13 protein-coding genes, 1 pseudogene and 1 riboswitch are annotated in these 13,360 nt (G+C 41.0%); of the genes and pseudogenes, 4 read left to right on the forward strand and 10 right to left on the reverse strand.

Annotated elements, in window-relative coordinates; genetic code table 11:
* Window positions 1–31: 31 nt before the first annotated feature.
* Both D1151_RS03980 and D1151_RS03985 read right to left on the reverse strand, forming a co-directional pair.
* The gene (locus D1151_RS03980; RefSeq protein WP_161908032.1) at window positions 32–862 is read right to left on the reverse strand and encodes a TatD family hydrolase; all 831 of its coding nucleotides are present in this window, start codon (window positions 860–862) and stop codon (window positions 32–34) included.
* Window positions 863–887: 25 nt separating this feature from the next.
* Window positions 888–1,568 carry a helix-turn-helix domain-containing protein gene (locus D1151_RS03985; protein WP_161908033.1) on the reverse strand — a complete coding sequence of 227 codons (681 nt, stop codon included), beginning with the start codon at window positions 1,566–1,568 and terminating at the stop codon, window positions 888–890.
* 292 nt (window positions 1,569–1,860) lie between these two features.
* Here D1151_RS03985 and D1151_RS03990 point away from each other — a divergent pair, with 292 nt between their 5' ends.
* A complete protein-coding gene (locus D1151_RS03990) occupies window positions 1,861–2,730 on the forward strand; it encodes an MFS transporter (RefSeq protein ID WP_161908034.1) in 870 nt (289 codons plus the stop codon).
* Window positions 2,724–3,911 carry an amidohydrolase family protein gene (locus tag D1151_RS03995; RefSeq protein WP_161908035.1) on the forward strand — a complete coding sequence of 396 codons (1,188 nt, stop codon included), beginning with the start codon at window positions 2,724–2,726 and terminating at the stop codon, window positions 3,909–3,911. The genes D1151_RS03990 and D1151_RS03995 overlap by 7 nt, the downstream gene beginning before the upstream one ends.
* 88 nt (window positions 3,912–3,999) lie before the next feature.
* Here the strand turns inward: D1151_RS03995 and D1151_RS04000 are convergent, their stop codons facing one another.
* From D1151_RS04000 to metK, 3 genes are all read right to left on the reverse strand, one after another.
* The gene (locus D1151_RS04000) at window positions 4,000–4,503 is read right to left on the reverse strand and encodes a hypothetical protein (protein WP_161908036.1); all 504 of its coding nucleotides are present in this window, start codon (window positions 4,501–4,503) and stop codon (window positions 4,000–4,002) included.
* A gap of 604 nt (window positions 4,504–5,107) precedes the next feature.
* The gene (locus D1151_RS04005; RefSeq protein WP_160202152.1) at window positions 5,108–5,641 is read right to left on the reverse strand and encodes a PepSY domain-containing protein; all 534 of its coding nucleotides are present in this window, start codon (window positions 5,639–5,641) and stop codon (window positions 5,108–5,110) included.
* Window positions 5,642–5,830: 189 nt separating this feature from the next.
* Window positions 5,831–7,012, reverse strand: coding sequence for a methionine adenosyltransferase (gene metK, locus D1151_RS04010; protein ID WP_161908037.1), 1,182 nt, complete (start codon window positions 7,010–7,012; stop codon window positions 5,831–5,833).
* An 80-nt stretch (window positions 7,013–7,092) separates the two neighbouring features.
* Window positions 7,093–7,211, reverse strand: a riboswitch (SAM riboswitch).
* 121 nt (window positions 7,212–7,332) lie between these two features.
* Between metK and D1151_RS04015 the strand changes: the two genes are divergently transcribed.
* On the forward strand, window positions 7,333–8,526 hold the full coding sequence (locus D1151_RS04015) for a hypothetical protein (protein ID WP_161908038.1): 1,194 nt from the start codon (window positions 7,333–7,335) through the stop codon (window positions 8,524–8,526).
* Window positions 8,527–8,793: 267 nt separating this feature from the next.
* Here the strand turns inward: D1151_RS04015 and D1151_RS04020 are convergent.
* The 5 genes and pseudogenes from D1151_RS04020 to D1151_RS04035 all read right to left on the reverse strand — a co-directional run.
* Window positions 8,794–9,408, reverse strand: a pseudogene (locus D1151_RS04020) (N-acetylmuramoyl-L-alanine amidase); the annotation flags it as partial.
* An 80-nt stretch (window positions 9,409–9,488) separates the two neighbouring features.
* Window positions 9,489–11,117 (reverse strand): recombinase family protein, encoded by a 1,629-nt coding sequence (locus tag D1151_RS04025; RefSeq protein WP_161908040.1) that lies wholly within the window; start codon window positions 11,115–11,117, stop codon window positions 9,489–9,491.
* 82 nt (window positions 11,118–11,199) lie between these two features.
* Window positions 11,200–11,322, reverse strand: a complete 123-nt coding sequence (locus D1151_RS17020; RefSeq protein ID WP_256192548.1) for a hypothetical protein — start codon at window positions 11,320–11,322, stop codon at window positions 11,200–11,202.
* Between the two features lie 443 nt (window positions 11,323–11,765).
* Window positions 11,766–12,002: a helix-turn-helix domain-containing protein gene (locus D1151_RS04030; RefSeq protein ID WP_161908041.1), complete on the reverse strand. Its 237-nt coding sequence runs from the start codon at window positions 12,000–12,002 to the stop codon at window positions 11,766–11,768.
* A 2-nt stretch (window positions 12,003–12,004) separates the two neighbouring features.
* On the reverse strand, window positions 12,005–12,421 hold the full coding sequence (locus tag D1151_RS04035) for an RNA polymerase sigma factor (RefSeq protein WP_161908042.1): 417 nt from the start codon (window positions 12,419–12,421) through the stop codon (window positions 12,005–12,007).
* A gap of 575 nt (window positions 12,422–12,996) precedes the next feature.
* Here D1151_RS04035 and D1151_RS04040 point away from each other — a divergent pair.
* Window positions 12,997–13,353 carry a helix-turn-helix domain-containing protein gene (locus D1151_RS04040; protein ID WP_161908043.1) on the forward strand — a complete coding sequence of 119 codons (357 nt, stop codon included), beginning with the start codon at window positions 12,997–12,999 and terminating at the stop codon, window positions 13,351–13,353.
* Window positions 13,354–13,360: the final 7 nt, after the last annotated feature.

Raw genomic sequence — 13,360 nt, forward strand, 5'->3', positions numbered from 1 at the left:
CAGGGTGTCGAAGCAGGAAATTTTTGTGTGTCTATTTAATTCCGTAAAAAACTTTTGCATTTTCGCAGGTAATGCTTGCTGCCTCTTCATAAGAAATTCCCTTTAACACAGCAAGGCGTCTTGCTGTGTGTTCCACATAAGGGCTTTTATTGGGATGTCCACGAAAAGGCTCCGGCGTTAAGTACGGTGCATCGGTTTCTACTAGCAGAAATTCTAATGGAATTTCCTGCACGACCGCCTGGGTCTTGCGATTGTTTTTAAACGTCACCGGTCCGCAAATAGAAAGAGTGGCACCCAGCTTCACATACTGCTTAGCAAGCTCTTTACTGCCGGAGAAACAGTGAAGCAGCACCCTGCTGTCTGGTAAAAACGCTCCGTCTGGTCCTTTCCTCTTCGGAAACCAGCTTTGCCGTTCCTCCGAAAAAGCGCCCTCTTCTTTCAAAATGTCCATCGTCTCCTGATCTGCTTCTCTGCTGTGAATTGCGATAGGCATCTTCAGCTCATTTGCAAGCTTTATCTGTCTTCTGAACCAGTACCGCTGCACATCTCGCTCTGAAAAATCATAATGAAAATCCAGACCGATTTCACCAATCGCCTGTACCTTTTCTTTTTTCGCAAGACCGCGAATCAGTTCCAAGGTCATGTCATCCAAGTTTTTTGCATCATGCGGGTGAAAGCCTACTGTCGCATAGCACCAAGGCTTTTCTGCTGCATGTTTTACCGCCAGCACAGAGCTTTCAAGGTCAAAGCCCACGTCCATGACATAAGAAACCTCCGAGCTTTCTATTTCCTCCATCAGCTGCAGCACTTCTGCTTCGCTGTACCGTTCATTGTTTAAATGGGTATGTGAATCAAATAACATAAAATTACCTCTTTATATCTTAAATTTATATCTTAAAAAAATTTAACTGTTTCATGTTCCTAAACTCTTCCCCGGAAAGCTGCAGCTTTTCTATCAAAAACATCTTATCCGTCACCGGTGCGCAGCTTGCCAGTACCTTGATGGCAATGTTCTGATATGTAAAGGTCATGGAACTCATCATTCCAATCCGATAATCCTGTTCCTCTGAAAGCGTTGGCATACTAAAAGTCAGCATATCAAACGGCGGTGAAGCATTAAAAAACACAAAATTAATGCTGATATCACTATAAATCACTTCTCCGAAATAGATAAAACTGCTTTCGTAAATATTAGAGACATCCGCAACATCTAAATAAAGAGTGGCGCGCATCTTTGTGTTATCTATTTCAATTACATCAATATGCAGCTTGTTTTTGTGTCCCATATAGCTGTAGAGATACAGCCTGTCTATATAATTCCCAGCATACCTTTGCTTATCTGTTTCCGTCTCTTTCGAGCTCGGAAGCAGCGTTGCTATGTCAACATTTAAATATCTGCACCAATCAATCAAAACTTCTAAATCTACGACAATCTCGCCTTTTTCATACTTAGAAACGGTCGCAAGACTTTTATTCAGTGCTTCCGAAAGCTGTTTCAGCGTTATCTGCTGTATTTTTCTATAGACACGCAGTTTTGCGCCTAAATTTTGATAAAACTTATCAGACACGGACACTTCTCCTTTCTCTGCTGCATTTATTCTATCATCAGATTTCTCCATTTACCAGCAAAAATTCTCATATAAATTGAAAATTCTATAAAAATGGCGATGATGATTTGCATATTTTTTTGTAATCTGCTCTATTCTCCATTTTTTCTCGTAACACGAAAAAAAAAGCTTTTAAATCTATCTTAAAAAGAAATCTCTGATAATTTGTCAGCTTCGGCACATTATTTTATAATTTTTTTGAAATGATATCCAACTTCTATTTTGTGATAGAATTTATGGAAAGGAGACTTAAATGAACGAAAATATCACTTCTAAATTAAAGAACAACATTTGGCGTCTAGTAATTCTTACAATCGCCGGGTCATTGATTTACGGTCTGCCGTATTTCAGGTCCTACTATTACGATGCTTATCTGGAAACGTATCATCTTACCAACACGCAGATGGGAACCTTTGGCTCCATTTTCGGAATTCTTGGCGCCATCTCTTATCTCTTTGGCGGCGTCGTCGCGGACATGGTTTCACCAAGAAAGATTATGTCTGTTTCTCTGATTTTAACAGGCGCCGCAGGGCTTCTCCATCTGATGCACCCAAGCTACGGTATGCTGGTTGTCATCTATCTGATTTGGGGGTTTACTTCCCTGTTTGCCTTCTGGCCTGCCCTGTTAAAAGGCCTTCGCGGTATTGCAGCTGAGCACGAACAAAGTAAGGCCTATGGCTCTATGGGAGGCGGCATTTTAGCTGATAGACTGGGCAGAAGTAAGGTTATGTTTATTGGCTTTTTCCTCATGGGTGTCAGCACATTTATCATCGCGCTGCTTCCAAATATGAGTGTACCGTTCTTCATTGTCGTCTGCGCTATCATCTACCTTGGCATGTATCTGAACTACGGCATCGTTTTCTCCATGATGGAAGAAGGTGGCATACCAGCCAGCGTAGCTGGTACTGCCATTGGCGTTGTCTGCACCCTTGGCTATCTGCCTGAAGTTATCTGCCCAACCCTTGCAGGTCACGTTCTTGACACTTATACCGAGCTGGGTTATAAATATTACTTTATCGGCGTCGGCATTGTAATGGTCGTTGGTATTGCCGCACTCTTGATTTGGAATCGTTATCTCGCAGGCATAAATAAAAAAAATAGCAGGGAGGCATCTGCATGTTAGTTTTAAGAAATGCAAGACTTGTTCCGCAGCTGACCGAAGGTTTTTCGGATCAGTTTGGCGACGTAATCATAGAAAATGGTTTGATTCAGGAAATCAAGCCTGCTAAAACAGCGAATATCACTGCGGCTGAGGTCATCGACTTAACCGGAAAAACTTTAATTCCCGGTCTCATCGAAGCACATCTGCACTTAGATCTTTGCGGCATGGACGTCTTTGAAGAAAATGTGCAGCAGGAAAGCTACCGCATGATGCGGGCTCTTCGTCTGGCGCAGGATAACCTGCGGATGGGTTACACCACAGTACGCGACGTGGGCGACCGGAACAACATAGTAATCGGTATTGCCCGCGCTGTAAAGGAAGGTCTGGTCATGGCGCCTGATATTTTGGCAAGCGGCATGATTCTTTCACCCACAGAAGCAGGCAACGACTATTTCGGAGATATGTACGCAGAGTGTGATTCTAACGACGCTTATACCAAAGCGGTTCGCCGTCAATACCAGCTTGGCGCTGACTGGATTAAAATCATGGGGACCGGATCTGTCATGAATCCGGGCGGTGTGCCGGGAAGTCCTGTTCTCTACGAGGAAGAACTTGCTGCTGCCTGCCGAGCCGCAGATTATGTTGGTCTTCCTGTTGCTGTGCACTGTCACGGCACAGAAGGTATCAAAATGTGTATTCGCTGCGGCGTACGCACCGTGGAACATTCCACCATTATGGACGATGAATGTATCAGAATGTATCAGAATGCTGACCGTTCTTTTCCGGTTCCAACACTCTCACCTTTGGTAAACTTTATAGAAAATCCAGAAGGAAAGCCTGCACATTACGTCGAAAAATCGAAGCAGATGGCGGAGGTCATGTTTGAAGGTCTGCGGGCACTGCGAAAATCAAAGGTAAAAATCGGTTGGGGCACTGATGCGGGCGTTTATTCCGGCAGCCATGGAAACGGGCTGTATGAATTCCGCGCCAGAGTCAACCTTGCTGGTTTCACTCCGCTGGAATGCTTAATTCAGGCAACGAAAAACAACGCTGAAATCCTAAATATCAGCGATACGGTCGGCACTATCGCCTGTGGAAAGCGCGCAAATCTGGCAGCCTTTGACGGAAAACCTGACGAAGACATCGAAGCCTTGAGGCAGATAGCTCTGGTATTTAAAAAGGGAGAATCCGTTCCTCTATAAATTTCTTCCTTGTATCTATGCAGCCGGCATTTGGTCATTATCTACCAAATGCCGGCTGTCGTTCAGTTACCGCACAAGCTGAATTTTTCTACTCTTCTCGGGTAGCCAGCTGTTTCATTTTTTTCTCTATCACCGCAATACGCTCTGACATGTCCGCTATTTTAACTCTATCGTATAGTGAAAAAGTAAAACGCATTTTAAAACCTTCCTTTTCTGGAACAATCGAAAAACTATCCGCGGCAGACAAAATCTCATTAAAGTCTGCCAAACCTTCAACGCCGTCAATATCCAATATGAGATTCTCTCCGATATAGATGAGTTCTGCAAAATAGGTATCTTCACACGCATTCATTTTAACATATCCGCCCTGAATCTCTGCAATATGGCAAAGGGATGGGTAAAGTACCTCTACAAAATTATCCCACTTCTGCTCATTTCTTCTTCTTTCATATTGAGACTCTTTCGTTTCTATTAGTGATCGAAGCAAATCAAAATGCGCTTTTTGCTCATTTGTCAAAGGCATAGCCTCCCCTTTCTCAAAAACTGATTTGTCCCACTGATGTTCTTCAATGTAATTAACTTCTTTTTTCATACTGCAACTCCCTATTAAACAAATATTAAGCCAACAAAGAATGTCATGTCTAAAGTTCCATTATATATGGGCATAGGCGTTAGTGCTGTTACAGGAATTGACAAAAAGACAAATGCAACTAAACAAAGCTATTAGCAAACGACTATTGGGACTGCTTGCAGTGCGAAATATTATGCAGTATCAGCTTTTTACTAAAAGCGTTGTGCACAAGAGTACCACAATGGAAATGTGGTTAACGATGCTTACACATTATGCGATTTTCGCTCATCGCTATTCGATGATGAAAATCTTGAATCCTAGCCTCAAATCAATATGTCAAATTTATAATGTCATTCTCTTCTCCTAGTATACCATGAGATGTACAATTAATCTTCTATTTTTTTCTTCCATTTGTAATTATTATTGCAAGATGACATACAAGCCAAAAGTAATCGAAACTTCTCAGCACTAATCAGAAAGAACAATCCGCCATACTGCACTATTTCTCTTGCTTCAGCGTCAAATGGTACAAAAACACGAATTGCACCATTACCAGCATTTTTGCCTAAAATGGTGCAATCTATTGCTCAGTAGCTTATTGAAACAGCCTCTTTCTTTTCATCTTTTACACTTTATCTCTCTCATACTCAAGGATTGCGCCTCTCTTTGAGAATTCAAAATCATATTCGTAACCATCCTTATACGCCTCTGCCTCATAGACGTATCTTCCATCATCTCTAGTCAATTTTACATAGATGATGATAGCGCCAGGCACTTTGTTTTTAATTTTGTTGCGAATGGTGGTTTTGCTTACAGCACCCACCTTGGAAGCTGTGTATCTGGAACCTTCGTTGTCCTTATCCTTATCTAAAATTCTGCCGTCAGACGCCGCTATTTCTATAGAGTACACATACTTGCTCTTTACCGCTTTACCTTTATAAACGCTGCGCCCGTCATCTCTGGTCAAATGCACATATTTTACAGTTGCACCCTTTGGCAGTTCTTCCTTAAAAATCGCTTTAGCTTTGCTCCACGAAATCTTAGAAGCCGCGGCGGCATCAGCACCTCCCGCTGCACCTGCATATGCAAAGGCGGTCACTACCAGCGATAAAGCCAGCAATATGCTTAACATTACTTTTCCAGTTCTTTTCTTTGTCATTTTTCTATCCTCCTAAATTAGATTTCTGTTTGATATGCTCTTACTATACTGAAGAAAAATGAAAACAAAATGAAAACGCTTTTTTATTTTAAAAAATTTTTTTCACCAGTTTTCTCCTCAAAGTCACAAAAAATCCCCGGCGTTTACCTTCGCTGGGGATTTTGTATTGCTCTATTATTCTGCTTACGCTTATTTCAAATAACCTTTCAACTCATCCACTTTATCCAGTTCTTCCCAAGGCAGCTGGACGTCCTTTCTGCCGAAATGTCCGTAAGCGGCAGTCTGTCTGTAAATCGGTCTGCGCAAGTTAAGATCGCGGATAATTGCTGCAGGGCGCATATCAAAATGCTTGTCGACAATGTCAGCAATTTCCTCATCGGAAAGCTTGCCGGTACCGAAGGTATCCACCATGATGGAAACCGGTTTTGCCACGCCGATTGCGTAAGCCAGCTGAATTTCACACTTGTCCGCAAGTCCTGCTGCTACCACATTCTTCGCAGCGTGTCTTGCCGCATAGGAAGCGGAACGGTCTACCTTTGTAGGGTCTTTACCGGAAAATGCGCCGCCGCCATGACGCGCATAGCCGCCGTAAGTATCGACAATAATTTTTCTGCCGGTCAGACCGGAATCGCCATGAGGTCCGCCGATGACAAATCTGCCAGTCGGATTGACATAGTACTTGGTTTCATCATCCAAAAGTTCTGCAGGAATCACCGGTTTAATCACGTGCTCAATCAGATCATTTCTAATCTGCTCCTGGGTCGCTTCCGGATCGTGCTGCGTGGAAATCAAAACGGTATCGATTCTCTTTACCTGATTTCCATCGTATTCCACAGTAACCTGGGTTTTTCCGTCAGGACGAAGATATGCAAGTGTACCGTCTTTTCTGACCTTAGTCAACTGCAGTGCCAGCTCGTGTGCCATCTGAATCGGCATCGGCATATATTCCGATGTTTCGTTGCAGGCATAGCCAAACATGATGCCCTGATCGCCCGCTCCGATGGTATCGATCTGATCATCGAGGGTACCTTCCTTATATTCCAGCGCCTTGTCAACACCCATAGCGATATCGCCTGACTGTTCATCGATGGCAGTCAGCACTGCACAGGTATTTCCGTCAAAGCCATACTCCCCTTTGTTATAGCCGATATCCGTGATGACGTTTCTCACAATTTTCGGAATGTCGATATAGCACTTGGTGCTGATTTCTCCCATAACCATTGCATAGCCTGTGGTAGTTGTCGTCTCGCAGGCAACGCGTCCATAAAGATCCTGCTCCATAATTGCGTCCAGAACAGCGTCAGAAATCTGGTCACAGATTTTGTCAGGATGTCCTTCTGTCACGGATTCTGATGTAAATAATTTCTTCATGTTTTATTTCCTCCCAAATATTACCAAACAAAAAACCTTTTCTCTCATATGGAAGAAAAGGTCTGATTATCGGTCATCATTCCTCATCTTTCAGAATAAGATAATTCTGTAGGATTTAGCACCTTTTCTGTCAGTACTAGCTGACACCTAGGTTGCCGGGCTTCGCAGGGCCTATTCCCTCAGCCACTCTTGATAAGGATTATCATATAAATTATACTCTTTTTAAATTCTTTGTCAATGACATATTGTATTTTTGTCAAAATAGGATATACTCTATTTATTGAACCATTTAAAAATTTTTAGCTTATTGAGGTAGACGTTTGGAAAAGAATCAATTTACAGTTTTACGCGGCGGCTTGCTTGACAGTGCCGCTACCAGCAGAAAAGAATTTGTATCAGCTTATATAACAAACACCCGATTGATGGGCGTACTGGGCATGTATATGCATTTTAAACTCCCAGATAACCTCGTCCAGCGAGATTTACATCAATTCTTTTACTTTGATGCCGAAGAATACGGCTTTGAAACCTATCACAGCGTTCTGGGAGAAAACAGAACACGCATCTTTGAAATTGAAAACTCTCTGATTGGCGGTCTTGGCGGCAAAAAAATTCCCCTAACGGAAAAACAGGCACAGTATCTGCTGCAGGAATATGCCGAATTTAACCGTGCTCACAATATCCCTTTGCCGGAGGGCCTTTCCGAATATGAATTCCTTCTTAACGAAAAGGCTACTCTTTCAGAGCCCGAGCTTTACATTTTGATGCAAAAACAGTGTGTCAGACCCGAAAATGCTTACGAATCAATCAACTATTTTCTCATGCGTATTTTTGGCAGAGATTTCAAAGCCGCTGCATTTCTCTCTGATAGAGACATTTTGCTGGATGTTTTTCCAGAATATGACGCAGGAACCTTCTGCAAAAATACGATCGAGCCCACAGACGCACCGAACACTTTTCTGTGTCAGTCCCTGGTTGAATTTCGCAATTCCTATTATATCGTACTGACGGAAATCACATTGTCTGGTCTGACTGTTTGCAGCTTTGAAAGAAACAGCATCATGAAAATTTCTCCGATTGAAGCCGCTATGCTGCTATCTCGTTCGGAGTTTGTTACCGTCTATGAAATGCTGGAGGAGCCAGATTCCTTCTCCTCAGAAACGACTCCAAAAGCCATGACTGCAATGGTAACACCTCACGATACCGGAAAACTTTACATGATTTTTCATTCCGATAATAAACATGTCGCACGAAAGGAATATCGTCTCAATGAAGATGTCCTGGGCATGTATTTCGTTTCCGATGCGGGGCAGGTAATTGCTGCTGCTTATACGCTTGAAGATATCTATCTCTTGGAAAAAGACCTGGCAGGCTCTACCATTTCCAAAAGTCTGATTCCAACTCAGCGTTACGAATTTCAGGAGCCAGTTCTTTATGAATTTATCCAAAGTACTATGGATCGTTTTGAAACTTTTGTAGATATTATTCAGAACAATCCTGGTGATGAAATCTAATCCCAAATTTACACTCAAAAAGAACACAAGTTGTCGTTTTATGTCAACCTGTGTTCTTTTTTAACGAAGATTTTTCAACAAGGGAGAATTCCTTGAATTTAGACATTTCAGCGACTTATCCACAAGGATAAGTCGGATTGTATACATTTTTCTGCACATTACGATATGGATAACTTTACAAAGCATAAACGTTCATTTTTCAATACTACTTCGTATATTACAAATTTGTCAATAGGAAGTTATCCACATTTTTTGTATAAATTATCCTCATGGATTTGTTCGACTGTCTACAATCTTTGTTCGCCCATTTTTTGGCAAAGATAAATTATAATATTCTGCCACTGCACTGATTATTCCTTCTGCAATCTTTTGCTGATATGTCGGATTTTTCAGATTTCCAAGGTCCTCCGGGTTAGATAAAAAACCGCATTCCACTAAAATCATCGGATGATCTGCATTTCGAAACAGATACATCCCGCTCTTAGGAAGTACAATTCTGTCAGCACCATCTCCCAGCTGCTCTTTTAGACTCTCCTGTATCTTCTCTGCAATTTCCTTGCTATCCTCCATAAGCGACGTTTCCACTTCTTTCGGATAAAACACCTGTGCCCCATGAACACTGCTATCCGATGGAAAACTATTGAGATGTATGCTGATAGTCAAGGTGGGTGATGCCGCCTCTATTACCTCTTTTCGCGCTTTTAAATCTCCAACCTTTGTCCATTTTTCTGTCCCTTCAGCAATAAGACCGTCCTCTGTTGCTCTGGTTAAAATAATCTGCATACCATAATTCTCCGCCTCTTCCTGCAAAGCCTTTACAATATCTAAATTTATCTTCTGCTCTTTTGTTCCGTCACCGCCTATCGCACCGCCGTCCATACCTCCATGTGCTGGGTGTTAATTGCGCAAATTATATATGTATCTTCCCCCAGACTGATTAGGGGATTTAGAAATGTGTGAGATTAGATAGCCTTTTCCTCCAATTCCACACTGTAAACGCTGGAAAACAAATGCTCCAGCTCATTTCCGAAGTTATAAGTGATTTTGATTTTGCGGTTTTCATAGACCTTTATTTCACTTATCATTTCCACCACAATATCTCTATCCAGTGCTTCAATGTCTTTTAATTCCAATAGTCTTTTCAACCAAGGTGTTTCAAAAACATCTTCCGTCACATTGTCTTTCTTCTTTTCTTCCAGTGCTTCAATCTGTTTGGAGTAAAGTTCTTCTTTTTTTAGATAATCCTCTCGGTAAGAAAGAAATTCTTCTTTGGAAATCAGTTCATCTCTGTAATCTTCGTATATGGATTTTTTGAGTTTTTTCACACGTTCCAATTCTGCTTTTACTTTGCTAAGTTCCGTATCAGTAATCTTTTTGACCTTTGAAGCTGTGAAACTCTGTGACTGTACCAATTCTTTCAAATCATCTACACTGTGGACGATTGCTTTCAAATCATTCAGTACAATATCTTCCAAAACAGCCATTGGAAGTGTATGCGGCGTGCAATACTGCTTACCATTCCTCTTATATGTTCCACAATAAAGACTATATGTTTTACTCCCATCTGCACGTCGCCACATATTCTTTGCCATTGCCCTGCCGCAATCACCACATTTCACAAAACCAGCAAAGATGTTTTTATTCGTTTCCAAATCCAGCTCCCTTGTCCTTTTTGACAAAAGGGATTGCGCTTTATCCCAAGTTTCCTTATCTATAATCGGCTCATGGGTATTTTCAACGATTATCCAATCTTCTTTCGGCATTTTCTTCTGCTTGCTTCTCATGCGCTGGTGCTTTGTTCCCTGTACCATGTTCCCCACATACATTTCTCTGTGAAGAATACTATTGATTGTGGAATAAGACCAATACGTTGTACTTTCCAGACGGTTACAATTCTTGTAATTCTCACCGTTTACCTTTTTATACTCTGCCGGACAAAGGATACCTTCTGCGTTCAGCAACTTTGCGATTTTCTGTTTCCCATATCCCTGTATATATAGGGAAAAGATTCTGCGGACAACATCAGCAGCGTAATCATCAATCACCAGCTTGTTTTTATTTACTGGGGATTTCTTATAGCCATAACTTGTAAACGCCCCGATAAACTCACCAGCTTTTTGTTTTGATTTCACGGTTGCCTGTATCTTTTTGGAAATATCCCTTGCATACTGTTCATTGAAAATGTTTTTGATTGGGAGCAGCATATCATACGCCTGTTTCATGCTATCAATACTATCTGTTACTGATATGAAACGCACTCCCAATTCTGGAAAGTATCGCTCCAAGTATCTTCCAGTATCAATGTAATCACGCCCGAATCTTGACAAATCCTTTACAACAACACAATTTACTTTTCCATCTTCAATATCCGCAATCATTCTCTGGAAACTAGGTCGGTTGAAATTCGTTCCCGAATAACCGTCGTCAATGTATGTGTCATACACAATAAAATCTTCTTTTTTAGCAACGTACTCTGTTAAGAGTTTTCTCTGATTTCCTACACTATCGCTTTCTTCCTTATCACCATCTTCTCTTGATAATCTGATATAGATTGCAACATTAAATAAGCTCAATACTTTTTGAAGTTTCATACGTTCACCTATTCAACTGTTGCCCTATCAATAATATTATACCATAAAACACGGTATTTTCCCATTGTTTTCTCATATCAGACTACCCATTTTGAACCTTTTCGTTAAGGTGAGATTTGATGATACGGATAAGCAATTCTTCTACTGAAAACTTTGATAAAAATTCTCTCTCCACAGTATATTGGATTGGTTCTTTCTTTTCCAAACTTTATCGTCCTCCTTGTTTCAGCTATCTATTCTCAACATACGCAAATAGGCTTATCCAATATGCCTGTTCACACTTCTTTTTCTCAGCAATCAGATGGCTTTAGCAAGCTCCACTGGACTTTCACCATTCCCATTCCTATGGGCAGAATCGCACCATGCGAGTGTATCATTATTCAGATATACAGGTCATGGCTAAGCGACCATTCCAAAAGTCGCTCACAGATCATTACATGAATCGCTCACTTTGTTTTGAAAGGTCATGGCGTACAATATCCGTCGGCTCGCTGCATATCAAACGTATCTGATTGCTTTATTCAGTTGTCAAAGAACGCTCGACTGTATTTGTCAGTCTGTGAAAATCCATTATCTGAAATAATAGACTTTCATAGATTGACAAGCGGAGCAGAGGGAAAGGGAGAAAAGCTCCGCTCGTCGGAATAGTTAAATTACGATAATCTCAAAGTTTGCAATCATATCCATGACCGCCGCCTGTATTCTGCCTTTCAATTCAGAATCCACTACCATGTAGACATTTCCGTATTCGTCGTACAATTTGCGTAAGCTCAACTTTGATATGTAACCGTCATAGAAATTCAAGATTTCCTGTATTGCAGCTTCATCACCATTGGTAGCCGCCACAATCACAGCAAACGGTATGTGTTTTGCGTTATTATCCACAATTATTCCTCCTCCATCATTTTTCTTATTTCTTCCAGAGTGCTTGTCCTGTGACGGTAAACAGTGGAGCGAACCACGTTCATAAGCTCTCCGATTTCTGCGTCAGACATATCCATAAAGTATGACAACAAAATGATATTGCGTTTTCTCTCTGGTAAACATTTGAGTGCTTTGCTTAACTGGTCGTCAGATACCTGTACTTCCATGCCAAGAACATTGAATGCTGTATAATCGCTGGAATATTTGTCATAAACGCCAGCCTTATTCAATTCCAAATCTGATATTTCAGAGAATGGAACTTCATGCTGCAAGCGTCTTGAAATATCACGCTTATACTTCATTGCTGCTCTCTTAATGACTTTTTTCGTAAGGCAATCAAACTGTGCTTGAATAGCCTGCTCGAAAGAAGATGACTTCATATTTTTCACCTCCTTTCTGCGTGAGAGTGAATGAGAGTTGTTTTCCCTCTATCCCCCTTTCCGCACAGTAGCTACCCACGCAGCAGCTATTTGTTGCGTTTTCAGAAAAGAATTTGAAAAATATTTTTAAACAGCAAAAAAGCACAAGGGCATAAAAGAAATGCTGTTCTTGTGCTTTGAAAATTGTTCCTGCTATGTAATGTAAAAAACCACATTCAAAGGTATGTTGTGCCGCTGTGAAAGCTAGGATTTTTTTGACAATAACGGATATATTGAAGATTGTCGATTATACAGGTCTTTCAATGCGGCTACCTCCCAGAGCCGCTAAACCAAAACCATTATGCTGTTTTCCTATTGATGGAAAAAGAAAAAAGCGGCTTTTCAACCGCCATCTGAAAAAAGATATTTTTTGACACGCAAAAACGGTACTGTTGATAGCGGTTTTTTTTATTTACCGCTAGGCAGTACATTTTCACTTTTATACGCATAACAGGAACTATTAAACCATACTATACGTTTTTTTATACCTGTTAGAAAATCAACAGGAACAGTAAAATGTAGTGAGGTGATTAAATATGCGTAAAAAAGAAGATAAGTATGATTTCAGAGCCTTTGGTCTTGCCATCAAAGAAGCTCGTAAAAAACAAGGTTTAACCCGTGAACAAGTGGGAGCAATGATTGAGATTGACCCACGTTATTTGACGAATATTGAGAATAAAGGTCAGCACCCAAGTTTACAGGTGTTTTATGACCTTGTTCATTTGTTAAATGTATCAGCAGACGCTTTTTTCCTACCTGCTTCTGATCTGGAAAAAAGCACCAGAAGAATGCAGTTGGAAAAACAGCTTGATAGCTTGTCCGAAAAGGATTTGATTATCATAGAAAGCGTTGCTGATGGAATACTTAAATCGAAAAGAGTGGAGGAAAAGTAACCCTCCA

This window comes from Emergencia sp. 1XD21-10 (genome assembly GCF_009936045.1).
GTDB lineage: Bacteria > Bacillota > Clostridia > Peptostreptococcales > Anaerovoracaceae > Senimuribacter > Senimuribacter intestinalis.

Excerpts from the sequence above, each read along its gene's own strand:
- D1151_RS03995 (WP_161908035.1), top strand. The coding sequence starts at position 2,724 with ATGTTAGTTTTAAGAAATGCAAGACTTGTTCCGCAGCTGACCGAAGGT.
- D1151_RS04040 (WP_161908043.1), top strand. The coding sequence starts at position 12,997 with ATGCGTAAAAAAGAAGATAAGTATGATTTCAGAGCCTTTGGTCTTGCC.
- D1151_RS04000 (WP_161908036.1), bottom strand. The coding sequence starts at position 4,503 with ATGAAAAAAGAAGTTAATTACATTGAAGAACATCAGTGGGACAAATCA.
- D1151_RS03980 (WP_161908032.1), bottom strand. The coding sequence starts at position 862 with ATGTTATTTGATTCACATACCCATTTAAACAATGAACGGTACAGCGAA.
- D1151_RS04035 (WP_161908042.1), bottom strand. The coding sequence starts at position 12,421 with ATGAAGTCATCTTCTTTCGAGCAGGCTATTCAAGCACAGTTTGATTGC.
- D1151_RS04005 (WP_160202152.1), bottom strand. The coding sequence starts at position 5,641 with ATGACAAAGAAAAGAACTGGAAAAGTAATGTTAAGCATATTGCTGGCT.
- metK (WP_161908037.1), bottom strand. The coding sequence starts at position 7,012 with ATGAAGAAATTATTTACATCAGAATCCGTGACAGAAGGACATCCTGAC.
- D1151_RS03990 (WP_161908034.1), top strand. The coding sequence starts at position 1,861 with ATGAACGAAAATATCACTTCTAAATTAAAGAACAACATTTGGCGTCTA.
- D1151_RS04025 (WP_161908040.1), bottom strand. The coding sequence starts at position 11,117 with ATGAAACTTCAAAAAGTATTGAGCTTATTTAATGTTGCAATCTATATC.